This is a genomic window from Streptomyces sp. NPDC023157 (assembly GCF_055560575.1).
The window spans coordinates 114,053-138,545 of the sequence record NZ_JBVHIL010000010.1 but is presented as its reverse complement, the minus strand read 5'-3'; the positions used below and the strand labels follow the sequence as shown (position 1 = coordinate 138,545).

Genomic DNA, 24,493 nt, shown 5'->3' with positions numbered 1-24,493 from the left:
CCGTACCGTATACGGGTTGGCTGTGGAATACGCAGCGCCGGTAGGCTCTGACCCGCTGCATTCCGTTTCGCCGCAGCCATCTGCCGGACGACAAATAAGGACGATCGTGCTGATTGCCGGGTTCCCCGCCGGGGCCTGGGGCACCAACTGTTACGTGGTCGCCCCCGCCGCAGGCGAGGAGTGCGTCATCATCGACCCGGGCCACCAGGCCGCCCAGGGAGTCGAGGAGACGCTCAAGAAGCATCGGCTCAAGCCCGTCGCCGTGGTCCTCACCCATGGCCACATCGACCACGTCGCCTCCGTCGTCCCGGTCTGCGGCGCCCATGACGTACCCGCGTGGATCCACCCCTCCGACCGGTACATGATGAGCGACCCGGAGAAGGCCCTCGGCCGCTCCATCGGGATGCCCCTCATGGGCGAGCTGACCGTGGGCGAGCCCGACGACGTGCGCGAGCTCACCGACGGCGCCCGGCTCCAGCTCGCCGGACTGGAGCTCTCCGTCGCGCACGCGCCCGGTCATACCAAGGGGTCGGTGACCTTCCGGACCCCCGAGACCACGGAGATCCCCTCCGTGTTCTTCTCCGGGGACCTGCTGTTCGCCGGCTCCGTCGGACGCACCGACCTGCCCGGCGGTGACATGGACGAGATGCTCGGATCGCTGGCCCGTGTGTGCCTGCCGCTCGACAACTCGACCGTGGTCCTGTCGGGACACGGTCCTCAGACGACCATCGGCCAGGAGCGCGCCACCAATCCCTATCTGCGGCAGGTGGCCGCCGGCTTCGGGAGCCAGGACGCTCCCCGACGAGGAATGTGACGAGATCCACGTGAGCACCTTCAAGGCCCCCAAGGGCACGTACGACCTGATCCCGCCGTACTCGGCGAAGTACCTCGCGGTCCGCGAGGCCATCTCCGGCCCCCTGCGCACGGCCGGCTACGGCTACGTCGAGACCCCCGGCTTCGAGGACGTCAACCTCTTCGCCCGCGGCGTCGGCGAGTCCACCGACATCGTCACCAAGGAGATGTACGCCTTCGAGACCAAGGGCGGCGACAAGCTGGCCCTGCGTCCCGAAGGCACCGCCTCCGTGCTGCGCGCGGCCCTGGAGGCCAGCCTGCACAAGCAGGGCAACCTGCCGGTCAAGCTCTGGTACTCGGGCTCGTACTACCGCTACGAGCGCCCGCAGAAGGGCCGCTACCGCCACTTCTCCCAGGTCGGCGCCGAGGCCATCGGTGCCGAGGACCCGGCGCTCGACGCCGAGCTGATCATCCTGGCCGACCAGGCCTACCGCTCGCTCGGCCTGCGCGACTTCCGCATCCTGCTGAACTCGCTCGGCGACCAGGAGTGCCGCCCCGTCTACCGTGAGGCGCTGCAGGGCTTCCTGCGCGGCCTCGACCTGGACGAGGAGACCCTGCGCCGCGCCGAGATCAATCCGCTGCGCGTCCTCGACGACAAGCGGGAGGCCGTGCAGAAGCAGCTGGCCGACGCCCCGCTGCTGCGCGACTACCTGTGCGACGCGTGCAAGGCGTACCACGAGGAGGTGCGCGCGCTGATCACCGCGGCGGGCGTGGTCTTCGAGGACGACGCCAAGCTGGTGCGCGGCCTGGACTACTACACCCGCACCACCTTCGAGTTCGTGCACGACGGTCTCGGCTCGCAGTCGGCGGTCGGCGGCGGCGGGCGCTACGACGGGCTCTCCGAGATGATCGGCGGCCCGGCGCTGCCCTCCGTGGGCTGGGCGCTCGGCGTGGACCGCACCGTCCTCGCGCTGGAGGCGGAGGGCGTGGAGCTCGACCTCCCGGCCGCCACCACCGTCTTCGCGGTGGCCCTCGGCGAGGAGGCCCGGCGGGTGCTCTTCGGCAAGATCACCGAGCTGCGCAAGGCCGGGATCGCGGCCGACTTCTCCTTCGGCGGCAAGGGCCTCAAGGGCGCCATGAAGGACGCCAACCGCTCCGGCGCCCGCTTCGCGGTCGTCGCCGGCGAGCGGGACCTCGCCGAGGGCGTCGTCCAGCTCAAGGACATGGAGTCCGGCGAGCAGCAGCCGGTCGCCCTCGACGGTCTGCTCGACGCGGTGAAGGCCAAGCTGGCCTGACCGCACACCGTACGCAGGAGAGGGCCCGGTCCGCGTCACGCGGACCGGGCCCTCCCGCGCTTCCGGCCCCCTTACCGGGCGCGAACGCGGCCCGTGACACCCTGTGCGGCACAATGACCGTGCCCCCGGTCAGCCGAACGAGCCCAGCGCGCGAGAAGAGCGAGTAGAGCGACATGACGAAAGCAGCGGCCGCGAACGAGACCGCCGTGCGGGACGAACCCCGCACCATCGGCGCCAGCCGCGCCTTCGCCTGGCTCCTGGTGATCACCGGCGCCGCCGGGCTGCTCGCCGCGTGGATCATCACGATCGACAAGTTCAAGCTCCTCGAGGACCCGAACTTCACCCCGGGGTGCAGCCTCAACCCGATCGTCTCCTGCGGCAACATCATGAAGAGCGAGCAGGCCTCGGTCTTCGGCTTCCCCAACCCGATGCTCGGCCTCGTCACGTACGGCATGGTCGTCGCGATCGGCGTGGGCCTGCTGGCCGGCGCCCGCTACCGGCGCTGGTACTGGCTCGGTCTGAACGCGGGCGCGCTCTTCGGCGTCGGCTTCTGCACCTGGCTCATGTACCAGTCGCTGTACGAGATCAACTCGCTCTGCCTGTGGTGCTGCCTGGCCTGGGTCGCCACCATCGTCATGTTCTGGTACACCACCTCGCACAACGTGCGCCAGGGCGTGATCCGCGCCCCCGGCGGCGTGCGCACCTTCTTCGACGAGTTCACCTGGGTGCTGCCGGTGCTGCACATCGGGATCATCGGCATGCTGATCCTGACCCGCTGGTGGGACTTCTGGACCAGCTGACGGCGACCCGCGCTGTCAGTGCGGTGACCTAGGCTTCATGACCGTGGAGCCCGACCTGTTTACCGCAGCCGCCGAAGAACGCCAGGAGAAGGACCCGGCCAGCAGTCCGCTGGCCGTCCGGATGCGCCCGCGCACCCTCGACGAGGTCGTGGGCCAGCGGCACCTGCTCAAGCAGGGCTCACCCCTGCGCCGCCTGGTCGGCGACGGCGGCGGTCCCGCCGGCGCCTCCTCGGTGATCCTGTGGGGCCCGCCCGGCATCGGCAAGACCACCCTGGCGTACGTGGTCTCGAAGGCCACGAACAAGCGGTTCGTGGAGCTCTCCGCGATCACCGCCGGCGTCAAGGAGGTCCGCGCGGTCATCGACGGCGCCCGCCGCGCCGTCGGGGGCTACGGCAAGGAGACCGTCCTCTTCCTCGACGAGATCCACCGCTTCTCCAAGGCCCAGCAGGACTCCCTCCTGCCGGCCGTCGAGAACCGCTGGGTGACCCTGATCGCCGCCACCACCGAGAACCCGTACTTCTCGGTGATCTCCCCGCTGCTCTCCCGCTCGCTGCTGCTCACCCTGGAGCCGCTCACCGACGAGGACCTGAGCGGACTGATGCGCCGCGCCCTGGAGGAGGAGCGCGGACTCGGCGGGGCCGTCACCCTGGCCGAGGACGCCGAGGCCCACCTGCTGCGGATCGCCGGCGGCGACGCGCGGCGCGCCCTGACCGCCCTGGAGGCGGCGGCGGGCGCCGCCCTCGCCAAGCAGGAGGCGGAGATCACCCTGGAGACGGTCGAGGAGACCGTCGACCGGGCCGCCGTGAAGTACGACCGGGACGGCGACCAGCACTACGACGTGGCCAGCGCCCTCATCAAGTCGATCCGCGGCTCGGACGTGGACGCGGCCCTGCACTACCTGGCGCGGATGATCGAGGCGGGGGAGGACCCGCGGTTCATCGCCCGGCGGCTGATGATCTCGGCGAGCGAGGACATCGGCCTCGCCGATCCGAACGCGCTGCCGCTCGCCGTGGCCGCCGCCCAGGCCGTCGCGATGATCGGCTTCCCGGAGGCGGCGCTGACCTTGAGCCACGCCACCATCGCCCTGGCCCTCGCCCCGAAGTCGAACGCGGCGACGAACGCGATCTTCGCGGCCCAGGCCGACGTCCGCAACGGCCTCGCGGGCCCGGTCCCGCCGCACCTGCGCGACGGGCACTACAAGGGCGCCGCCAAGCTGGGCCACGCCCAGGGGTACGTCTACCCGCACGACGTCCCGGGCGCCATCGCCTCGCAGCAGTACGCCCCGGACCCGGTCCACGGCAAGCGCTACTACGAACCGACCCGCTACGGGGCGGAGGCGCGCTACGCGGACGTGGTGGAGAAGGTGCGGGAGCGCCTGAAGGGCGAGGGCGGCTGAGGCGCGGCCGGCCACCCGCCCGTGACCCGGGGTGGGGTGTCAGGAGCGGGCGGCCTCGAAGAGCCGGTGCATCTCGCGGCGCAGCCCGGAGACGTCCCGTACCGGCTGGGGGAAGTCGAAGCGCGCGTCGAAGCAGGCGTCGGGGCCTGCGCTGAAGCGGACCCTCAGTCCGAAGCGGTCGAGGGCGAGCGGGGCCACGTCCCGGGTGGGGACCAGGCCCGCCGCGTGCGTGCCGAGCAGCGAGGTCAGCTCGCGCAGCCGGTCGCCGTGGGCGCTGTGCAGGTGCTGGAGGAGTTCGGTCTCGTGGCTCCGCAGCGGATCGGGCCCGGCCGCCGCGAACTCCTCGGGGTCGACCTCGCCGCAGCCCCACAGGTCGTCCACGTTCGCCGCGCCGACCTCCAGGCGGAGCATCATCCGGCCGGGCTCGGCGATGCCGGGCACGCAGGTCAGCGAGCCGGAGATCCAGGCCCGGCCCCGGATGCGGTGGGGGGCGGAGACGGGGGCGACGTCCGTGAGTTCGAGCACGACCGGCAGCTCGTCGGCCTGGGCGTGGGTGGCGGCCCGTACCGGCGCCGCGTCCGCGGGGTAGAGCAGGAAGATCTCGCCGTCGGGTCCGATCGCGCGGGCCTCGGGGGAGAGCTGCTCCGGGAGGTGCGCGGAGGCCCCCGGAATGAGCAGCACCGCGGAGCATGTACTCTGTACGAGAGTTCGTGTGCGCTCGGCTGCTGACGGCATCCGTGCGAGATCAAGCCCGTTTGGACGCGGCTGACCATGAGCTGATCGGACCTCCGTCGTATCGATGCCTTCCACGGCTTCCGTGGAGGAAAGTGCATCGGTCTTTGTGCTGCCGTCCGTGATGCGTGTGGTGTTCCCCGGGCGAGACATGCGATCTCCTTGAGTAAGGTGAGCCTAACCTAACCTACAACGGAGGTCTGGAGAACGTGCCTAACCAGTCGCGTCCCAAGGTCAAGAAGTCCCGTGCGCTCGGCATTGCGCTGACGCCGAAGGCCGTCAAGTACTTCGAGGCCCGCCCCTACCCGCCGGGCGAGCACGGCCGTGGCCGCAAGCAGAACTCGGACTACAAGGTCCGTCTGCTCGAGAAGCAGCGTCTGCGCGCCCAGTACGACATCAGCGAGCGTCAGATGGCCCGCGCGTACGACCGCGCGAAGAAGGCCGAGGGCAAGACGGGCGAGGCGCTGGTCGTCGAGCTCGAGCGTCGCCTCGACGCCCTGGTCCTGCGTTCGGGCATCGCCCGCACCATCTACCAGGCCCGCCAGATGGTCGTCCACGGCCACATCCAGGTCAACGGCACCAAGGTCGACAAGCCGTCGTTCCGTGTCCGTCCCGACGACGTCGTGATGGTCCGCGAGCGCAGCCGCACCAAGCCGCTGTTCGAGGTCGCCCGTGAGGGTGGCTTCGCCGCCGACGGTGAGACCCCGCGCTACCTGCAGGTCAACCTGAAGGCCCTGGCCTTCCGCCTCGACCGCGACCCGAACCGCAAGGAAATCCCGGTCATCTGCGACGAGCAGCTGGTCGTCGAGTACTACGCCCGCTGATTTCAGCACCTGCGTAGTACCACCCCCGCGGTGTTCAGCCCGCCGCTTCCCCGCCCTCACCGGAGGGGGAGCCGGCGGGCTTCCGCGTGTCCGGGGGCCGGTGTCCGCGCCGTACGGAACGGCCGCGGCGCCGTCGCCCCGCCCGGGAAACCGCGCATGGCCGGATCCCGACGCTCGGCGAGCGCCCGGTCCACCGCCTCGTCCAGCGACAGCGCCTGCCCCTCCCGGAACGCCGCCGCGTAGCCCTCACCGCCCAGCGCCTCACCCGCCTGCCGCTCGCACAGCGCCCGCGGACCGTTGAAATGGCCCGAGCCGAACAGCGGCAGCCCCACCGAGTCCCACATCGGCGCCGCGGCGCCCTGGAGCACCGCCGCCTCCCGCGCGTCCCCCTCGGCCGCCCGCACCAGCGCGAGCAGCTCGATCGCCAGCACCAGACCCACCAGGTCGTGGAAGGCGTGGTCGATGGTGACGCACTCGGCCAGCAGCTCCCGCGCCCGCGCGGGCTCCCCCTCGGTCAGCGCCGCGTACCCCAGCACATAGAGCGCGTACGCCCGCGTCCACCGCTCGCCCCGCTCCTCGCAGATCTCCCGCACCTCCGCGCACAGCGCGACCGCGCCCTCCAGATCGCCCTGGAACGCCCGCGCCATCGCCAGCTCGACCTGGCCCATCAGCACGTTGCTGTTCAGCTCGCCCTGCTCCCGGTACGCCTCCAGGGCCCGCCCGATCAGCTCCTCGGCCCGCGGCATGTCGTCCGACAACAGCGCCAGACACCCCATCCGGTGCGTCGCGTACGCCTCCGCCAGCGCGTTGCCCGTCGCCCGGGCCCGCTCCCCGCACTCGTGCAGCGCCGCCACCGCCGCCGTCGGATCCCCCTGCAGGATCGCCACGTACCCGAGCACCCACAGCGCCTTCAGCCGCGCGTCCTCGTGCTCCGCCCCCGCCGGGACGGCGCCCAGCGCCCGGTCGAGCCAGTGCCGCCCCTCCGACAGACGCCCGCACCCCGCCCAGGAGAACCAGAGCGTGCCCGCCAGATGCTGCGCGAACGGGATGTCCTCGGCCGACTCCAGGCACAGCTCCAGCGCCGCCCGCAGATTCGGCAGCGCCACGTCCGTGGCCGCCGCCACCTCCGCCTGCCGCGGACTGAACCACTCCAGCTCGCACCAGGTCGCCAGCCCCATGTACCAGTCACGGTGCCGGCGGCGCATCCGCTCCGTCTCGTCGAGCGCCGCCAGCCACTCCGCCCCGTACGCCCCGACCGTGTCCAGCATCCGGTAGCGCGGCCCCGCCGCCGACTCCTCCCGCGCCACGAGCGACTGCGCCAGCAGCTCACCGAGGACGTCGAGCACCCGCTCCGCCGGCAGCTCGGGCCCCGAGCACACGTACTCCACGGCCTCCAGGTCGAACGGGCCCGCGAACACCGACAGACGCGCCCAGAGCAGCCGCTCCTCCGGGGTGCACAGCTCATGGCTCCAGCCGATCGCTGTGCGCAGCGTCCGGTGCCGGGGCAGCGCCCCGCGCCGGCCGCCGTCGAGCAGCCGGAACCGGTCGTCGAGCCGTTGCAGCACCTGCTCCACCGAGAGCAGCGGCAGGCGTCCGGCCGCCAGTTCCAGCGCGAGCGGGATCCCGTCCAGACGCCGGCACAGCTCCCGCACCGGCCCGGGCGCGGCCGGCGCGTGCCGCCCCGCCGACTCCGCCGCCCGCTCGGTGAACAGCGCCACCGCGTCGGCCTCGTCCATCGGCGCCAGCGTCAGCACGGCCTCGCCGTCCACCCGCAGCGGCCGCCGGCCCACCGCCAGGACCGTGAGCCGGGGGCAGCCGCGCAGCAGCTCCCGCAGCAGCTCCGCGCACTCCTCCACCAGGTGCTCGAAGCCGTCCACCACGAGCAGCAGCCGCCGCTCCGCCAGGTGCTCGGTCAGCACCTCCCGCGGGCCGCGCAGGGTGTGGTCGGTCAGACCGAGGGACTCGACCAGGGCGTGGGCCACCAGCTCCGGGTCGCGCAGGGCGGACAGCTCCGCGAGCCGGACGCCGTCGGCGTAGCGTTTCTGCACGTCCGCCGCGGTGCGCAGGACCAGCCGCGTCTTGCCGACCCCGCCCACGCCGACGACCGTGACCAGGCGGAACTCCTCGATGAGGCGGGCCAGTTCGTCCTGTTCCGCGGCCCGGCCCACGAACCGGTTGAGCTCCGCAGGGAGATTGCTCCGTCGCATGGGACACGGAGCGTACTCATCCGCGCGCGCTCCGTACAATCGGACCGGCGCAACTCCCCTCCCACGAGCGCGAATGCGGTACGGCTGAAGAGCTCCGGCGCGATAGGGTCGGAGGACTGGTAAACAAGGGTCCGACGTCCGTCGGAGGCCCGAAGACAAGAGCGACAGCAGAGAGCGGTGCGGAGTGACCGGTGGAGAGGTGGCCGGCATCCTGGTGGCCGTGTTCTGGGCGATCCTGGTCTCCTTCCTCGCCGTGGTGCTGGTGAGGCTGGCGCAGACGCTCAAGGCGACCACCAAGCTGGTGGCGGACGTGACCGAACAGGCCGTCCCGCTGCTCGCCGACGCCTCCGCGACCGTGCGCTCCGCGCAGACCCAGCTCGACCGGGTCGACGCCATCGCCTCGGACGTCCAGGAAGTCACCTCCAACGCCTCCGCGCTGTCCACCACCGTCGCCTCCACCTTCGGCGGCCCCCTGGTCAAGGTCGCGGCCTTCGGCTACGGGGTACGCAGGGCACTGGGCCGCGGCCGACAGGAAGCGCCGCCCGCGCCCGACCCGCGTACCGTGATCGTCGGTCGTACCGTGCCGTCCGCGAGGCGCCGGAAGCAGAAGGGCTGAGCACGATGTTCCGCCGAACGTTCTGGTTCACCGCCGGCGCGGCCGCCGGCGTCTGGGCCACCACCAAGGTCAACCGCAAGCTCAAGCAGCTGACCCCCGAGAGCCTCGCCGCCCAGGCGGCGGACAAGGCGATCGAGACCGGCCACCGGCTCAAGGACTTCGCCCTCGACGTGAGGGCGGGCATGCAGCAGCGCGAGGCCGAGCTCGGCTCGGCCCTCGGCCTGGACGCCCCGGCGGACCAGGACCCCGGCCGTGAACTCCCCGCGCCGCGCCGCAGGCCCGCGCTCGGGCCGCTCACGGACCCCGGCACGACCACCCCGTATTCGTTTTCGTACAACCGGAATGAGGACCACTGATGGAGTCGGCTGAAATCCGCCGCCGCTGGCTGAGCTTCTTCGAGGAGCGCGGGCACACCGTCGTCCCTTCGGCGTCGCTCATCGCGGACGACCCGACTCTGCTGCTCGTCCCCGCCGGCATGGTGCCGTTCAAGCCCTACTTCCTGGGCGAGGTCAAGCCGCCCTTCTCGCGCGCCTCCAGCGTGCAGAAGTGTGTCCGCACGCCGGACATCGAGGAGGTCGGCAAGACCACCCGGCACGGCACGTTCTTCCAGATGTGCGGCAACTTCTCCTTCGGCGACTACTTCAAGGAAGGCGCCATCAAGCTGGCCTGGGAGCTGCTGACCACCCCGGTCGAGCACGGCGGCTACGGGCTCGAGGCGGAGAAGCTCTGGATCACCGTCTACCAGGAGGACGACGAGGCCGAGCAGATCTGGCGCGACGTCGTCGGCGTCCCGGCCGAGCGCATCCAGCGCCTCGGCAAGAAGGACAACTACTGGTCCATGGGCGTCCCCGGCCCCTGCGGCCCCTGCTCCGAGATCAACTACGACCGCGGTCCCGAGTTCGGCGTCGAGGGCGGCCCGGCCGTCAACGACGAGCGGTACGTGGAGATCTGGAACCTGGTCTTCATGCAGTACGAGCGCGGCGAGGGCACCGGGAAGGACGACTTCCCGATCCTCGGCGAGCTGCCGTCGAAGAACATCGACACCGGTCTCGGCCTCGAGCGCCTCGCGATGATCCTGCAGGGCGTGCAGAACATGTACGAGACCGACACCCTCCAGGTCGTCATCGACAAGGCCACCCAGCTGACCGGCGTCGCCTACGGCAAGGCCCACGACAGCGACGTGTCGCTGCGTGTGGTCGCCGACCACATGCGCACCTCCGTCATGCTCATCGGCGACGGTGTCACCCCGGGCAACGAGGGCCGTGGCTATGTGCTGCGCCGCATCATGCGCCGCGCCGTGCGCAACATGCGTCTGCTCGGCGCCACCGGCCTGGTCGTGCAGGAGCTCGTCGACACCGTGATCGACACGATGGGCGAGCAGTACCCGGAGCTGATCACCGACCGCAAGCGCATCGAGACCGTCGCGCTCGCCGAGGAGGCCGCGTTCCTCAAGGCCCTCAAGGGCGGCACGAACATCCTCGACACCGCGGTCACCGAGACCAAGTCCGCCGGCGGCACGGTGCTGTCGGGCGACAAGGCGTTCTTGCTCCACGACACCTGGGGCTTCCCGATCGACCTCACCCTCGAGATGGCCGCCGAGCAGGGGCTGTCCGTGGACGAGGAGGGCTTCCGCCGCCTCATGAAGGAGCAGCGGGACCGCGCCAAGGCCGACGCCCTGGCCAAGAAGACCGGCCACGCCGACGTCACCGCGTACCGCGAGATCGCCGACGGCAACGGCGCCACCGAGTTCACCGGCTACACCAACACCGAGGGCGAGACCACCGTCGTCGGCCTGCTGGTCAACGGCGTACCCTCGCCGGCCGCCTCGGAGGGCGACGAGGTCGAGGTCGTCCTGGACCGCACCCCCTTCTACGCCGAGGGCGGCGGCCAGCTCGCCGACCAGGGCCGCATCAAGCTGCACTCCGGCGCGGTCATCGAGATCCGCGACGTGCAGCAGCCGGTCCCCGGCGTCTCCGTGCACAAGGGTTCCGTGCAGGTCGGCGAGGTGACCGTGGGCGCCACCGCCTACGCCGCCATCGACGTCCGCCGCCGCCGGGCCATCGCCCGCGCCCACTCGGCCACCCACCTCACCCACCAGGCGCTGCGCGACGCGCTCGGCCCGACGGCCGCCCAGGCCGGTTCGGAGAACTCGCCGGGCCGCTTCCGCTTCGACTTCGGCTCGCCGAACGCCGTGCCCGGCGCGGTCCTGACCGACGTCGAGCAGAAGATCAACGAGGTCCTCTCGCGCGAGCTGGAGGTGCACGCCGAGGTCATGCCGATCGACGAGGCGAAGCGCCAGGGCGCCATCGCCGAGTTCGGCGAGAAGTACGGCGAGAAGGTCCGCGTCGTGACCATCGGCGACTTCTCCAAGGAGCTGTGCGGCGGTACGCACGTGCACAACACCGCCCAGCTGGGTCTGGTGAAGCTGCTCGGCGAGTCGTCCATCGGTTCCGGCGTGCGCCGTGTCGAGGCCCTGGTCGGCGTCGACGCGTACAACTTCCTCGCCCGTGAGCACACGGTCGTCGCCCAGCTCCAGGAGCTGGTCAAGGGCCGCCCCGAGGAGCTGCCGGAGAAGGTCTCCGCGATGCTCGGCAAGCTGAAGGACGCCGAGAAGGAGATCGAGAAGTTCCGCGCGGAGAAGGTCCTGCAGGCCGCCGCCGGTCTCGTCGACTCCGCCAAGGACGTCCGTGGCGTCGCCCTGGTCACCGGCCAGGTCCCGGACGGCACCGGCGCCGACGACCTGCGCAGGCTGGTCCTCGACGTGCGCGGCCGCATCCCCTCGGACCGTCCGGTGGTCGTGGCCCTGTTCACCACCGTCAACGGCAAGCCGCTGACGGTCATCGCCACCAACGAGACCGCCCGTGAGCGCGGCCTCAAGGCCGGCGAGCTGGTCCGCACCGCGGCCAAGACCCTCGGTGGCGGCGGTGGCGGCAAGCCCGACGTCGCCCAGGGCGGCGGTCAGAACCCGCAGGCCGTCGGCGAGGCCATCGAGGCCGTCGAGCGTCTCGTGGCGGAGACCGCGTGACGATGCGTCGCGGACGCCGGATCGCGGTCGACGTCGGGGACGCCCGGATCGGGGTCGCCTCGTGCGACCCCGACGGGGTCCTCGCCACGCCGGTGGAGACCGTGCCGGGACGTGACGTCCCGGCCGCCCACCGGCGGCTGCGCCAGATCGTCGAGGAGTACGAGCCGATCGAGGTCGTCGTGGGCCTGCCCCGCTCGCTCAGCGGGCGGGAGGGTCCGGCCGCGACCAAGGTCCGGGCCTTCGCCGGCGAGATGGCCAAGGGCATCGCCCCGGTGCCGGTCCGGCTGGTCGACGAGCGGATGACGACGGTGACGGCGACCCAGGGGCTGCGCGCCTCCGGGGTGAAGTCCAAGAAGGGGCGGTCCGTCATCGACCAGGCCGCCGCTGTGATCATCCTTCAGACCGCTCTTGAGTCCGAACGGGTATCAGGTAATCCGCCCGGTGAGGGCGTCGAAGTGGTCATCTGATCGCGATACGGTAACGTTCCGCGCGATGCGGCGGTGTTCGAACAGCTGCCGCACTACGTAGAGGCGGATCGTCCGGAAGCCTCGCGGCTGTTTGGGGATCGATGACTGAGTATGGCCGGAGCCCGGGCTCCGAACCGTGGCACCCCACGGATCCCCTGTACGGGGACCAGGGGTGGGAAGGCCAGCAGCAGTACCCGCAGCAGGCGCAGCAGCAGTACGAGCAGCAGGCCCAGCAGTACGAACAGCAGCAGGGCCATCCCGGTCACCAGGCGCATCCCGGTCACCAGGGGCAGCAGGCGTACCAGGGGCAGCAGGTACAGCAGGATCCGTACGGCCAGACCTACGGAGGCGGCGCCTACCAGCAGCCGCAACAGCCCCAGCAGCCGTACTACCCGCAGGCTTACGGCGAACAGCAGTACGGGAACCCGGGCGGGTACGACACGCCCGGGTATCCCGCACAGCAGTACGACGGCACCTGGGAGACGGGCCAGGCGGCGATGCCGTACAACGCCCCTCCCACCGATCCGTACGGCGGCCAGCAGCCCGACCTCTACGGAACCCCCGAGGCCTACCCGCCGCCGCAGCCCCCGGGCCGGCGCCAGGTGCCACCCCAGCCGGTGACGGACTGGGAGGCGGAGGCGCAGCAGGAGCCCGAGGAGGACCACCCGTTCTTCACCGGCGAGGACGACCGGCCGGACCCCCGGCCGGACGAGCGGACCGAGGAGCGGACCGGGCGCCGCGGGCGTCGCGACCGTGGCCGTGCGGACGACGGCGACACGGCGACGCGGGCGGACGCGTACGACGACGAGCCGTACGACGACGAGTACGACGAGGAGCCCGCCGGGCGCCGGGGAGACCGGCGCGGCGGCAAGGGCAAGAAGAAGGGCCGCAAGGCCAAGAACGGCATGGCCTGCCTGGTCGTGGCGCTCGTCATCGGCGGCGGCGTCGGCGGCATCGGCTACTTCGGCTACCAGTTCTGGCAGGGGCAGTTCGGCGCGGCGCCCGACTTCGTCGGCGAGGGCAGCGGCGACGTCCAGATCGTGATCCCGGACGAGGCCGGCGGCTACGAGATCGGCAACATCCTCAAGAAGGCCGGAGTCGTCGCGAGCGTCGACGCCTTCGTCTCGGCCCAGCAGAAGAACCCCAAGGGCATCTCCATCCAGGCCGGCGCCTACACCCTGAAGAAGGGCATGTCCGCCGAGAGCGCGGTCTCGCTGATGCTGAGCCCGCTCAGCAAGGCCAACTTCGTCATCCCCGAGGGCCGGCGCAACTCCTGGGTCTACGCCGAGATCGACAAGCGTCTCGAACTCAAGCCCGGCACCACGAAGGAGACCGCCTTCAAGCAGGCGGGCTCGCTCGGCCTGCCCGACTGGGCCAAGAACCACGCCGACGTCAAGGACCCGCTGGAGGGCTTCCTCTTCCCGGCCAGCTACCCGGTCGCCAAGGGCAACAAACCCGAGGACGTGCTGCGGAAGATGGTCTCGCGGTCCAACGCGGAGTACATGAAGCTGGACCTGGAGGCGAAGTCGCGCGAGCTCGGGCTGAAGGGCCCGTGGGAGCTGCTCACGGTCGCGAGCCTGGTCCAGGCCGAGGGCAAGACGCACGACGACTTCACGAAGATGGCCGAGGTCATCTACAACCGTCTCCAGCCGGACAACAAGGAGACCTTCCAGCTGCTCCAGTTCGACTCGTCGTACAACTACCTGATGGGTCAGAGCGAGATCAAGATCTCCCGGAAGGAAGTCCTCACCAACCCGGACCCGTACAACACGTACAAGCACCGGGGCCTCACGCCCGGACCGATCGGCAACCCGGGCATCGAGGCGGTGACCGCCGCCCTCAACCCGACGAAGGACGGCTGGATGTACTTCGTCGCCACGGACGGCAAGAACAAGACCGAATTCGCCAAGACGCTCGCCGAGCACGACCGGCTCGTCCAGAAGTTCAACGCGGGGAACTGAGATGACCTTCCGACGGCGGGCGGCCGTGCTCGGCTCGCCCATCGCCCACTCGCTCTCCCCGGTGCTGCACCGGGCCGCGTACCGGGAGCTCGGCCTCGACGACTGGTCGTACGACCGTTTCGAGGTGGACGAGGCAGCGCTCCCCGGGTTCGTGGCGGAGCTCGACGCGGCGTGGGCGGGGCTCTCGCTGACCATGCCGCTCAAGCGGGCGATCATGCCGCTGCTCGACGAGGTCACCGACGTGGCGGCCTCCGTCGAGGCGGTCAACACGGTCGTCTTCACCGAGGACGGGCGGCGGGTCGGCGACAACACCGACATCCCCGGCATCGTCGCCGCCCTGCGGGAGCGGGCCGTCGAGAAGGTCGACTCGGCCGCGATCCTCGGCGCGGGTGCCACCGCCTCCTCGGCGCTGGCCGCCCTGGCCAGAATCTGCTCGGGGCCCGTCACCGCGTACGTACGCAGTGAGGCGCGCGCGGAGGAGATGCGCGGCTGGGGCGAGCGGCTCGGGGTCGACGTGCGGACCGCCGCCTGGGACGACGCCGCCGAGGCCTTCGCGGCCCCGCTGGTCGTCGCCACCACGCCGGCCGGGACGACCGACGCCCTCGCGGCGGCCGTGCCCGACGCCCCCGGCACCCTCTTCGACGTGCTGTACGACCCGTGGCCCACCCGGATCGCGGCCGCCTGGTCGGCGCGCGGCGGCAAAGTGGTCGGCGGCCTCGACCTGCTGGTCCACCAGGCGGTGCTCCAGGTCGAGCAGATGACCGGGCGGGTCCCGGGGCCGCTGGCCGCGATGCGGGCGGCGGGCGAGAAGGCGCTCGCCGAGCGCTGATACGGGGACGACGGGGGAGCGGGGGAGACGGTGGGGGGAGACGTGCTGCTCGCGTCCAAGTGGGACGCGGGCTGGGATCTCGTGCACCTGCTGATCGGAGTGGTCCGGATCGGGTTCGGATCCCTGCCGGAGTGGATCAGGTATCCGGTCGCCGCGCTCGGCGGCGCCTTCTTCCTGTACTGCGTCGGCATCCGCTGCCGTGACTGGTGGCGGGCCCGGCGGAGTCCCGCCGACGGGCTGGCCGAAACCCGACTCGACACCTGACAGATGCGTTCCGACCTGTGGACCGGCGATCGATCAGGCGTCGGGACGTGGGAGGATCAGGGGAGGCGGATCAGGGCCGCGCACCCAGGTCGCGCCGGAGCAGAGCCCAGGCGCGAGCATGAGGAGCATCGTTGAGCAGGCTGCGTTGGCTGACGGCGGGGGAGTCCCACGGACCCGCGCTGGTTGCAACCCTCGAAGGACTTCCCGCAGGCGTGCCGGTCACCACGGCGCTGGTGGCCGACCACCTCGCGCGGCGGCGTCTCGGCTACGGGCGTGGTGCCCGGATGAAGTTCGAGCAGGACGAGGTCACCTTCCTCGGTGGTGTCCGCCACGGCCTCTCGCTCGGCTCGCCCGTCGCCGTCATGGTCGGCAACACCGAGTGGCCGAAGTGGGAGACCGTCATGTCGGCGGACCCCGTCGACCCTGCGGAGCTCAAGGAGACGGGCCGCAACGCGCCCCTGACCCGGCCCCGCCCCGGCCACGCCGACCTCGCCGGCATGCAGAAGTACGGCTTCGACGAGGCCCGGCCGATCCTGGAGCGCGCCAGCGCCCGTGAGACCGCCGCCCGCGTCGCCCTCGGCGCCGTCGCCCGCTCCTTCCTGAAGGAGGCGGCCGGCATCGAGATCGTCTCCCACGTCGTCGAGCTCGCCGCCGCCAAGGCCCCGTACGGCGTCTACCCGACCCCCGCCGACGTCGAGAAGCTGGACGCCGACCCGGTGCGCTGCCTCGACGCCGACGCGTCGAAGGCGATGGTCGCCGAGATCGACCAGGCCCACAAGGACGGTGACACCCTCGGTGGCGTCGTCGAGGTCCTGGCCTACGGCGTGCCCGTCGGTCTCGGTTCGCACGTGCACTGGGACCGGCGCCTCGACGCCCGGCTCGCGGCCGCGCTCATGGGGATCCAGGCCATCAAGGGCGTCGAGGTCGGCGACGGCTTCGACCTCGCCCGCGTGCCCGGCTCCCAGGCCCACGACGAGATCGTCCAGGGCCCCGACGGCATCACCCGTGCCACCGGTCGCGCCGGCGGCACCGAGGGCGGCCTGAGCACCGGTGAACTGCTGCGCGTGCGCGCCGCGATGAAGCCCATCGCGACCGTGCCCCGCGCGCTCGCCACCATCGACGTCGCCACCGGCGAGGTCGCCGCGGCCCACCACCAGCGGTCCGACGTCTGCGCGGTGCCGGCGGCGGGGATCGTGGCCGAGGCGATGGTCGCGCTGGTCCTGGCCGACGCGGTCGTGGAGAAGTTCGGCGGCGACAGCGTCCCCGAGACCCGCCGCAACGTGCAGTCCTACCTCGACAACCTCCAGATCCGGTGACCGGCGGCCCCCTGGTCGTCCTCGTCGGCCCGATGGGCTCCGGCAAGTCCACCGTGGGCGCGCTCCTCGCCGAACGGCTCGGCGCCGCCTACCGCGACACCGACGCCGACATCGTCGCCACCGAGGGACGCGAGATCTCCGACATCTTCGTCGAGGACGGCGAGGACCACTTCCGCGCCCTGGAGCGCGCGGCCGTGCGCACGGCCGTCACCGAACACGAGGGCATCCTCGCGCTCGGCGGCGGCGCCGTGCTCGACGAGGGCACCCGCGCCCTGCTGGCCGGGCTGCCCGTCGCGTACCTCTCCATGGACGTCGAGGAAGCGGTCCGCCGCGTCGGGCTCGGCGCCGCGCGGCCGCTGCTCGCCGTCAATCCGCGCCGCCAGTGGCGCGAGCTGATGGACGCCCGCCGCCACCTCTACACCGAAGTCGCCCGTGTCGTCGTCGCCACCGACGACCGCACACCCGAAGAGGTCGCGGACGCGGTCCTCGACGCTCTGGACCTGAAGAAGGAGACATGACGCACCAGGAAGTGACCCGTATCCAGGTCGGCGGCTCGGCGGGCACGGACCCGTACGAGGTGCTGGTCGGCCGGCAGCTCCTCGGCGAGCTCCCCGCCCTCATCGGCCCCGGCGCCAAGCGGGTGGCCGTGATCCACCCCGAGGCGCTCGCCGGGACCGGCGAGGCGCTGCGCGCCGACCTCGCGGACCAGGGCTACGAGGCCGTCGCCATCCAGGTGCCCAACGCCGAGGAGGCGAAGACCGCCGAGGTCGCCGCCTACTGCTGGAAGGCGCTCGGTCAGACCGGCTTCACCCGCAGCGACATCATCGTGGGCGTCGGCGGCGGCGCCACCACCGACCTGGCCGGCTTCGTCGCCGCGACCTGGCTGCGGGGCGTGCGCTGGATCGCCGTGCCGACCACCGTGCTCGCCATGGTCGACGCGGCCGTCGGCGGCAAGACCGGCATCAACACCGCCGAGGGCAAGAACCTCGTCGGCGCCTTCCACCCGCCCGCCGGGGTGCTCTGCGACCTCGCCGCGCTGGACTCGCTGCCCGTGCACGACTACGTCAGCGGCCTCGCCGAGATCATCAAGGCCGGCTTCATCGCCGACCCGGTCATCCTCGACCTCATCGAGGGGGACCCGGAGGGCGCCCGTACCCCCGCCGGACCGCACACCGCCGAGCTCATCGTGCGGTCGATCCAGGTCAAGGCCGAGGTCGTCTCCGGCGACCTCAAGGAGGCCGGCCGCCGCGAGATCCTCAACTACGGGCACACCCTCGCCCACGCCATCGAGAAGAACGAGCGGTACAAGTGGCGCCACGGCGCCGCCGTCTCCGTCGGCATGGTCTTCGCCGCCGAGCTCGGCCGGCTCGCCGGACGCCTCGACGACGCGACCGCCGACCGGCACCGCGCCGTCCTGGAGTCGGTCGGACTGCCGCTCACCTACCGCGGCGACCAGTGGCCCAAGCTGCTGGAGACCATGAAGGTCGACAAGAAGTCCCGTGGCGACCTGCTGCGCTTCATCGTCCTCGACGGCATCGGCAAGCCGACCGTCCTGGAGGGCCCCGACCCGGCCGTCCTGATCGCGGCCTACGGCGAGGTGTCCGCGTGAGCGAGCCGCGCCGGGTCCTCGTCCTCAACGGCCCGAACCTGGGGCGGCTCGGCTCCCGTGAGCCCGACATCTACGGCGCCACCTCCTACAAGGGGCTCGTCGACTCCTGCCGGACCCTCGGCGAGGAGCTGGGCTTCGACGTCGAGGTCCGCGAGACCAACGACGAGGGCGAGATGATCCGCTGGCTGCACGAGGCCGCGGACGGCTCGCTGCCGGTCGTGCTCAACCCCGGCGCGTTCACGCACTACTCGTACGGGATGCGCGACGCGGCCGCCCAGCGCACCGCGCCGCTCATCGAGGTGCACATCTCCAACCCGTACACGCGCGAGGAGTTCCGGCACACCTCGGTCGTCGCGGCCGTCGCGACCGGCACGATCGCGGGCTTCGGGATCGGCTCCTACCGGCTCGCCCTGCGTGCGCTCGCGGAGGAACTGACCGCCTGAGCACAGCCCGGGAGGCCCCTTCGGGCACCTCCTACCGCCCCCGGCCGTTTCCCCTCGGGAAGCCGGGGGCGGTAACGTTCCGGCAACAGTGGAAGCAAAAGGCGTACGGACGGAGTGGGCACCGGGATGCAGCACGGAATGGGGGCTCCGTCGCCACCGCACCAGCCCGCCGACCCCTCAGCCTGGGCGCACGGCCCGCGGGCCCACACGCCCGGAGCCGCCCAGGGCGCGCCTCCTCCCGTTCCGCCGGCCCCGCCGCAGCACTACCCCTACCCCTCCGCGCAGGCCGCGCCGCCGCCCGGACCGCCGCAGGGCCCGCCGCCCGCGCCCGGCTGGACGAGCGCCCCCGTCACCGCCCACATGGCGATGCCGCCGGCGGTGACCGGCACCGGGACCGCCACCCTCGCCGTGCTGCTCATCGGCCCGGCCGGCGCCGGGAAGACCACCGTCGCCCGCCACTGGGCGCGGCGCCGGCGCGTCCCGACCGCCCACATCAGCCTCGACGACGTGCGCGAATGGGTCTGCTCCGGCTTCGCCGACCCGCAGGCCGGGTGGAACGAGCACTCCGAGGCCCAGTACCGCCTCGCCCGCCGCACCTGCGGCTTCGCCGCCCGCAACTACCTCGCCAACGGCATCTCCTGCATCCTCGACGACGCCGTCTTCCCCGACTGGCCCGTCGTCGGCCTCGGCGGCTGGAAGCGCCACGTCGGCCCCGGACTGCTCCCCGTCGTCCTGCTGCCCGGCCTCGACATCGTCCTGGAGCGCAACGCCGAGCGCAGCGGCAACCGGCGCCTCTCGGACGAGGAGGTCGCCGCCATCCACGGCCGGATGGCCGGCTGGTACGGCTCCGGCCTGCCGATCATCGACAACTCCACGTACGACGTGGAGACCACCGCCCGCGTCCTCGACGACGTCCTGGCCCGCGCGATCACGAGCCCGCAGACCGGCTGACGCCCGGTCGAGGGGGCGGGATGCCGGTCGACGGCTCCGCCTGGGCGCGCGCGTCGGCCGACGGCTCCGGCAGCCCCGCCCCCGCCCCGGTCGGACCCGCTGAACAGGCCAGGGCGCGTGGCCCCTCGTAGGCTCGGAGCATGTCAGAGGTGTATGCGGACCGCCGGGTGCGGCTGCGCGACCGGTGTGCGGCCGCGGGCAGCTCGGCGGCCCTGGTCTCCCGTCCCGCCAACGTCCGCTATCTCACCGGCGGTTCACCCGCCGGGGCCGTGCTGCTGCTCGGTCCCGAGGAGGACGTGCTGCTCTGCCCGACCGCCCCGGGCGCCGATCCCGCCGACGGGCGGCTCGACGAGCTGCTGCGCCAGGTGCTGCTGCCCACCGGCGGCGGCGATCCGGCGGTCGCGGCCGTCGACTTCGCCCGCAAGGCCGGGGCGGACGCCCTCGCCGTCGAGGAGCACCACCTGACCGTCTCCCGGCACCGGGCCATGGGCTCCGTCGCCCCCGGGCTGCGTCTCGCCGACCTGTCGAGCGGTGTCGAACAGCTGCGGATCGTCAAGGACGAGGACGAGATCGCCTGTCTGCGGATCGCCGCCGAGATCGCCGACCAGGCCCTCGGCGAACTCCTGGAGTCGATCCTGGTCGGCAGGACCGAGCGGCATCTCGCCCTGGAGCTGGAGCGGCGGTTGGTCGACCACGGCGCCGACGGCCCCGCCTTCCGCACCTCCGTGGCCACCGGGCCGCACTCCGGGCGGGCCGGGCACCGGCCCACCGACCGGCGGGTCGAGGAGGGCGACTTCCTTTCCGTCTGCCTCGGCGCCAATTACCGCGGCTACCGCTGTGAGATCGGTCGTACCTTCGTGATCGGGACCACTCCCGCCGACTGGCAGATCGAGCTGTACGACCTCGTCTTCGCCGCTCAGCGGGCCGGCCGGGAGGCCCTGGCACCCGGTGCGGAGTACCGCGACGTCGACCGCGTGGCCCGGCAGATTCTCGTCGCGGCGGGCCACGGCGACGCCAGCGCGCCCCTCACCGGGCACGGTGTGGGCCTGGAAATCGACGAGGACCCGCAGCTCGCACCCGCGGCCATGGGTAAACTGGACGCTTGTGTGCCGGTCACCGTCGAACCGGGGGTCCACCTCCCGGGCCGGGGCGGGGTCCGGATCGATGACACGCTCGTCGTACGCCAGGAGGCGGACGGCGGACCCGAGCTACTCACCATCACGACCAAGGAGCTGCTCGCGCTGTAAGGCGCGTACGCCTCCCAGGTCCACGTCAGTCCAGGAGATTCCGCAACCGTGGCTTCCACGAACGACCTCAAGAACGGCATGGTGCTCAAGCTCGACGGGGGCCAGCTCTGGTCCGTCGTCGAGTTCCAGCACGTCAAGCCCGGCAAGGGCCCCGCCTTCGTGCGCACCAAGCTCAAGCACGTGCTTTCCGGCAAGGTCGTCGACAAGACCTTCAACGCTGGTACGAAGGTCGACACCGCCACCATCGACCGCCGTGACATGCAGTTCTCCTACATGGACGGCGAGTACTTCGTCTTCATGGACATGGAGACCTACGACCAGCTCCACATCGACCGGAAGAACGTCGGCGACACCGCCAACTTCCTCATCGAGGGCTTCACCGCCTCGGTCGCGCAGCACGAGGGCGAGGTGCTCTACGTGGAGCTGCCGGCCGCCGTCGAGCTCGTCATCCAGGAGACCGAGCCGGGTGTCCAGGGCGACCGCTCCACCGGTGGCACCAAGCCCGCCACCCTGGAGACCGGCCACCAGATCCAGGTCCCGCTCTTCATCACCACCGGTGAGAAGGTCAAGGTCGACACCCGCTCCAGCGCCTACCTCGGCCGGGTGAACAGCTAACCGTGGCTGCCCGGAGCAAGGCCCGCAGGCGGGCCTTCCAGATCCTGTTCGAGGCCGACCAGCGCGGCACCTCGGTCCAGGCAGTCCTCGCCGACCAGGTCCGGTTCGCCCGGTCGGACGACCACCAGCCGCCGGTCAACGAGTTCACCATGCAGCTGGTCGAGGGGTACGCGTCCCACGTGGCGCGCATCGACGAGCTCATCGCGACCTACGCGGTGGACTGGGACCTCGACCGGATGCCCGTCGCCGACCGGAACATCGTGCGCCTCGGCGCGTACGAGCTGATCTGGGAGGACGGCACGCCCGACGCGGTGGCGATCGACGAGGCGGTGCAGCTCGCCAAGGAGTTCTCCACGGACGAGTCGCCGAACTTCGTCAACGGTCTGCTGGGTCGCTTCAAGGACCTGAAGCCGCGCCTGCGCCGGGACGCGGACGCCTAGTCCGCACCGTCCGGCCCAGGCCGCAGCCGTCCGTACGGCAGTCGAAGGGGCCCGCAGCACTCCGGTGCTGCGGGCCCCTTCGCCATGTCGTCAGCCATGTCGTCAGTCGTGTCGCGGGCCGTGCCTCAGCCGTGTCGGCGGCCGAGCGTCAGGCCGGCAGCGCCCCCGCCGGGTCGCCAGGAGCGCCGCCACGGGCCTGGAACGAAAGCGCCGGGCCCCTGGGAGTCGGAATGACTCCCAGGGGCCCGGCGGCACGTTTCTGCGCTGGTATGAGGCTTTCTGGCCCGCGAAGGGTCAGTTCTCCTCGTGGGCGACGGCGCGGCGCGCGTCCGCGTCCAGGACGCCCCAGCTGATCAGCTGCTCGGTGAGGACCGAGGGGGACTGGTCGTAGATGACGGCGAGGGTGCGCAGGTCGTCCTGGCGGATCGACAGCACCTTGCCGTTGTAGTCGCCGCGCTGCGACTGGATGGTCGCGGCGTAGCGCTGGAGCGGGCCGGCCTTCTCGGCGGGGACGTGGGCGAGGCGCTCCAGGTCCAGGACCAGCTTCGGCGGCGGCTCGGCGGCCCCGCCCGGCGTGGTGCCCGGCAGCAGCTCCTGCACCGGGACCCCGTAGAAGTCCGCCAGCTCGGCCAGACGCTGTACGGTCACGGCGCGGTCACCACGCTCGTAAGAACCGACCACGACCGCCTTCCAGCGGCCCTGGGACTTCTCCTCCACACCGTGGAGGGAAAGGCCCTGCTGGGTGCGGATCGCGCGGAGTTTGGCCCCGAGCTGCTTTGCGTATTCGCTGGACATAACGCTCCCGGACGCTGTGACGATTGCGGCGGCGCCGCGCGGCTGGTAACTCACTGTGAGGTTACGCAGCGTGACGCTCTTCCGTCAAGCCGAATGGTCCATACCGCCTCCTCCCGGGGGACGGCGCCCGGAGTGGCGCCAGGGTGGTGAGCAGGGCACCCGTCCGCCGCTGGTAAGGTGGATGGCGCAATTCCGACGTCCTTTAAGGTCCGTCCCGTGAGGCGGAGAAGGAGGTCCGTTTCATAATGGACGCACAGCAGCAGACCGATGCCCGGCCCGTTCTCGAGGCCCCGGACATCGCGCGGGTCCTGACCCGCATCGCCCACGAGATCGTCGAGCGCGCCAAGGGCGCCGACGACGTGGTCCTCCTCGGCATCCCGACCCGCGGTGTCTACCTCGCCCGCAGGCTCGCCGAGAAGCTGGAATCGATCACCGGCGCCAAGGTCCCGGTCGGTTCCCTCGACATCACGATGTACCGCGACGACCTGCGGATGAAGCCGGCGCGCGCCCTCGGCCGCACCGACATCCCGGGTGACGGCATCGACGGCCGCCTGGTCGTCCTCGTCGACGACGTGCTCTTCTCCGGGCGCACCATCCGCGCCGCCCTCGACGCCCTCGGCGACATCGGCCGCCCCCGCGCGGTCCAGCTCGCCGTCCTCGTCGACCGCGGCCACCGCGAGCTCCCGATCCGCGCCGACTACGTCGGCAAGAACCTCCCCACGTCACTGCGGGAGACGGTCAAGGTCCAGCTCGCCGAGGAGGACGGTCGCGACACCGTGCTGCTCGGCAGCAAGCCCGCCTCCTAGCCGAGACCGGCCCCCGACGGGTCCGGGGCACAGCCCTGCGCACCCGCATGCCCTCACCCTCCCCACCCCGGAGAGAAACCCGATGATGCGTCACCTCATCTCGGCCGCCGACCTCACCCGCGACGACGCCGTCCTCATCCTCGACACCGCCGAGGAGATGGCCCGGGTGGCCGACCGGCCCATCAAGAAGCTGCCGACCCTGCGCGGCCGCACGATCTGCAACCTCTTCTTCGAGGACTCCACCCGCACCCGGATCTCCTTCGAGGCCGCCGAGAAGCGCCTCTCCGCCGATGTGATCAACTTCGCGGCCAAGGGCTCCAGCGTCTCCAAGGGCGAGTCCCTCAAGGACACCGCGCAGACCCTGGAGGCGATGGGCGTCGACGCCGTCGTCATCCGGCACAGCGCCTCCGGCGCCCCGTACCGCCTGGCCACCTCGGGGTGGATCGACGCCCCCGTCATCAACGCGGGCGACGGCACCCACCAGCACCCCACCCAGGCCCTGCTGGACGCCTTCACCATGCGCCGCCGCCTGATCGGCCGCGACACCGGCCTCGGCAAGGACCTGGACGGCAAGCGCATCACGCTCGTCGGCGACGTCCTGCACAGCCGGGTCGCCCGCTCCAACGTCGACCTGCTGCACACCCTCGGCGCCGAGGTCACCCTGGTGGCCCCGCCCACCCTGGTCCCCGTCGGCGTGGAGACCTGGCCCTGCGAGATCTCGTACGACCTCGACAGCGTGCTGCCGAAGTCCGACGCGGTGATGATGCTGCGTGTGCAGCGCGAGCGGATGAACGCCGCCTTCTTCCCGACCGAGCGCGAGTACTCGCGCCGGTACGGGCTGAACGGCGAGCGGATGGCCAAGATGCCCGAGCACGCCATCGTCATGCACCCCGGGCCCATGGTCCGCGGCATGGAGATCACCGCCGAGGTCGCCGACTCCGACCGCTGCACGGTCGTCGAGCAGGTCGCCAACGGCGTCTCCATCCGCATGGCCGTGCTCTACCTGCTGCTCGGCGGTTACGAGCCCGCCGCCCCCGCCACCCCCCGCACCGAGGAGAACTGA

At 71.7% G+C, this 24,493-nt stretch carries 25 protein-coding genes; 22 read left to right on the top strand and 3 right to left on the bottom strand.

All coding sequences use genetic code 11. From position 1 onward, the window contains the following. Positions 1 to 106 precede the first annotated feature (106 nt). From ACZ3ZE_RS31375 to ACZ3ZE_RS31360, 4 genes are all read left to right on the top strand, one after another. Positions 107 to 814 carry an MBL fold metallo-hydrolase gene (locus ACZ3ZE_RS31375; RefSeq protein WP_361169420.1) on the top strand — a complete coding sequence of 236 codons (708 nt, stop codon included), beginning with the start codon at positions 107 to 109 and terminating at the stop codon, positions 812 to 814. 10 nt (positions 815 to 824) lie between these two features. Continuing rightward, on the top strand, positions 825 to 2,087 hold the full coding sequence (hisS, locus tag ACZ3ZE_RS31370) for a histidine--tRNA ligase (protein ID WP_361169417.1): 1,263 nt from the start codon (positions 825 to 827) through the stop codon (positions 2,085 to 2,087). Positions 2,088 to 2,260: 173 nt separating this feature from the next. Next, on the top strand, positions 2,261 to 2,887 hold the full coding sequence (locus ACZ3ZE_RS31365) for a vitamin K epoxide reductase family protein (protein WP_361169414.1): 627 nt from the start codon (positions 2,261 to 2,263) through the stop codon (positions 2,885 to 2,887). 43 nt (positions 2,888 to 2,930) lie between these two features. After that, the gene (locus ACZ3ZE_RS31360; RefSeq protein WP_361170227.1) at positions 2,931 to 4,283 is read left to right on the top strand and encodes a replication-associated recombination protein A; all 1,353 of its coding nucleotides are present in this window, start codon (positions 2,931 to 2,933) and stop codon (positions 4,281 to 4,283) included. A 39-nt stretch (positions 4,284 to 4,322) separates the two neighbouring features. On the opposite strand, the gene ACZ3ZE_RS31355 is transcribed toward ACZ3ZE_RS31360, so the two are convergent. Further along, positions 4,323 to 5,018 carry a DUF2470 domain-containing protein gene (locus ACZ3ZE_RS31355; protein WP_467261578.1) on the bottom strand — a complete coding sequence of 232 codons (696 nt, stop codon included), beginning with the start codon at positions 5,016 to 5,018 and terminating at the stop codon, positions 4,323 to 4,325. Between the two features lie 206 nt (positions 5,019 to 5,224). On the opposite strand from ACZ3ZE_RS31355, the gene rpsD reads away from it, so the two are divergent. Continuing rightward, a complete protein-coding gene (gene rpsD / locus ACZ3ZE_RS31350) occupies positions 5,225 to 5,839 on the top strand; it encodes a 30S ribosomal protein S4 (protein ID WP_046907488.1) in 615 nt (204 codons plus the stop codon). A 56-nt stretch (positions 5,840 to 5,895) separates the two neighbouring features. On the opposite strand, the gene ACZ3ZE_RS31345 is transcribed toward rpsD, so the two are convergent. Then, complete coding sequence (locus ACZ3ZE_RS31345) at positions 5,896 to 8,046, bottom strand: ATP-binding protein (protein ID WP_467261576.1); 2,151 nt, start codon at positions 8,044 to 8,046, stop codon at positions 5,896 to 5,898. 184 nt (positions 8,047 to 8,230) lie between these two features. Here ACZ3ZE_RS31345 and ACZ3ZE_RS31340 point away from each other — a divergent pair, with 184 nt between their 5' ends. The 15 genes from ACZ3ZE_RS31340 to nusB all read left to right on the top strand — a co-directional run bounded on the left by ACZ3ZE_RS31340 (position 8,231) and on the right by nusB (position 21,829). After that, entirely contained in the window at positions 8,231 to 8,662 is a 432-nt protein-coding gene (locus tag ACZ3ZE_RS31340; RefSeq protein ID WP_361169405.1) for a DUF948 domain-containing protein, read from the top strand. A gap of 5 nt (positions 8,663 to 8,667) precedes the next feature. Beyond that, on the top strand, positions 8,668 to 9,018 hold the full coding sequence (locus ACZ3ZE_RS31335; protein ID WP_361169402.1) for a hypothetical protein: 351 nt from the start codon (positions 8,668 to 8,670) through the stop codon (positions 9,016 to 9,018). Then, a complete protein-coding gene (alaS, locus tag ACZ3ZE_RS31330; RefSeq protein WP_361169399.1) occupies positions 9,018 to 11,687 on the top strand; it encodes an alanine--tRNA ligase in 2,670 nt (889 codons plus the stop codon). Before ACZ3ZE_RS31335 ends, alaS begins: the two co-directional genes overlap by 1 nt. A 2-nt stretch (positions 11,688 to 11,689) precedes the next feature. After that, positions 11,690 to 12,154 (top strand): Holliday junction resolvase RuvX, encoded by a 465-nt coding sequence (ruvX, locus tag ACZ3ZE_RS31325; protein WP_361170224.1) that lies wholly within the window; start codon positions 11,690 to 11,692, stop codon positions 12,152 to 12,154. 101 nt (positions 12,155 to 12,255) lie between these two features. After that, complete coding sequence (gene mltG, locus ACZ3ZE_RS31320) at positions 12,256 to 14,115, top strand: endolytic transglycosylase MltG (RefSeq protein WP_467261574.1); 1,860 nt, start codon at positions 12,256 to 12,258, stop codon at positions 14,113 to 14,115. Position 14,116: 1 nt separating this feature from the next. Then, positions 14,117 to 14,944, top strand: coding sequence for a shikimate dehydrogenase (locus ACZ3ZE_RS31315; RefSeq protein WP_361169393.1), 828 nt, complete (start codon positions 14,117 to 14,119; stop codon positions 14,942 to 14,944). 42 nt (positions 14,945 to 14,986) lie between these two features. Then, positions 14,987 to 15,208, top strand: a complete 222-nt coding sequence (locus tag ACZ3ZE_RS31310; RefSeq protein WP_363291339.1) for a hypothetical protein — start codon at positions 14,987 to 14,989, stop codon at positions 15,206 to 15,208. A gap of 131 nt (positions 15,209 to 15,339) precedes the next feature. After that, positions 15,340 to 16,524: a chorismate synthase gene (gene aroC, locus ACZ3ZE_RS31305; RefSeq protein ID WP_361169387.1), complete on the top strand. Its 1,185-nt coding sequence runs from the start codon at positions 15,340 to 15,342 to the stop codon at positions 16,522 to 16,524. Next, positions 16,521 to 17,042, top strand: coding sequence for a shikimate kinase (locus ACZ3ZE_RS31300; RefSeq protein ID WP_442305395.1), 522 nt, complete (start codon positions 16,521 to 16,523; stop codon positions 17,040 to 17,042). The genes aroC and ACZ3ZE_RS31300 overlap by 4 nt, the downstream gene beginning before the upstream one ends. Further along, entirely contained in the window at positions 17,039 to 18,133 is a 1,095-nt protein-coding gene (gene aroB, locus ACZ3ZE_RS31295; protein WP_361169380.1) for a 3-dehydroquinate synthase, read from the top strand. The genes ACZ3ZE_RS31300 and aroB overlap by 4 nt, the downstream gene beginning before the upstream one ends. Beyond that, positions 18,130 to 18,576, top strand: a complete 447-nt coding sequence (aroQ, locus tag ACZ3ZE_RS31290) for a type II 3-dehydroquinate dehydratase (protein WP_046907476.1) — start codon at positions 18,130 to 18,132, stop codon at positions 18,574 to 18,576. Before aroB ends, aroQ begins: the two co-directional genes overlap by 4 nt. Before the next feature lie 126 nt (positions 18,577 to 18,702). Further along, positions 18,703 to 19,527, top strand: coding sequence for an AAA family ATPase (locus ACZ3ZE_RS31285; RefSeq protein ID WP_361169376.1), 825 nt, complete (start codon positions 18,703 to 18,705; stop codon positions 19,525 to 19,527). 140 nt (positions 19,528 to 19,667) lie between these two features. Then, positions 19,668 to 20,774, top strand: coding sequence for an aminopeptidase P family protein (locus tag ACZ3ZE_RS31280; RefSeq protein WP_361169373.1), 1,107 nt, complete (start codon positions 19,668 to 19,670; stop codon positions 20,772 to 20,774). A gap of 48 nt (positions 20,775 to 20,822) precedes the next feature. Beyond that, a complete protein-coding gene (gene efp, locus ACZ3ZE_RS31275) occupies positions 20,823 to 21,389 on the top strand; it encodes an elongation factor P (protein WP_361169370.1) in 567 nt (188 codons plus the stop codon). Between the two features lie 2 nt (positions 21,390 to 21,391). Continuing rightward, the gene (gene nusB, locus ACZ3ZE_RS31270) at positions 21,392 to 21,829 is read left to right on the top strand and encodes a transcription antitermination factor NusB (RefSeq protein WP_361169367.1); all 438 of its coding nucleotides are present in this window, start codon (positions 21,392 to 21,394) and stop codon (positions 21,827 to 21,829) included. Between the two features lie 294 nt (positions 21,830 to 22,123). On the opposite strand, the gene bldD is transcribed toward nusB, so the two are convergent. Further along, positions 22,124 to 22,624 carry a transcriptional regulator BldD gene (gene bldD / locus ACZ3ZE_RS31265; RefSeq protein ID WP_189976704.1) on the bottom strand — a complete coding sequence of 167 codons (501 nt, stop codon included), beginning with the start codon at positions 22,622 to 22,624 and terminating at the stop codon, positions 22,124 to 22,126. A gap of 245 nt (positions 22,625 to 22,869) precedes the next feature. On the opposite strand from bldD, the gene pyrR reads away from it, so the two are divergent. Together pyrR and ACZ3ZE_RS31255 are read left to right on the top strand one after the other, a co-directional pair. Further along, a complete protein-coding gene (gene pyrR, locus ACZ3ZE_RS31260) occupies positions 22,870 to 23,430 on the top strand; it encodes a bifunctional pyr operon transcriptional regulator/uracil phosphoribosyltransferase PyrR (protein ID WP_361169363.1) in 561 nt (186 codons plus the stop codon). Positions 23,431 to 23,512: 82 nt separating this feature from the next. Next, positions 23,513 to 24,493 (top strand): aspartate carbamoyltransferase catalytic subunit, encoded by a 981-nt coding sequence (locus ACZ3ZE_RS31255; RefSeq protein ID WP_361626616.1) that lies wholly within the window; start codon positions 23,513 to 23,515, stop codon positions 24,491 to 24,493.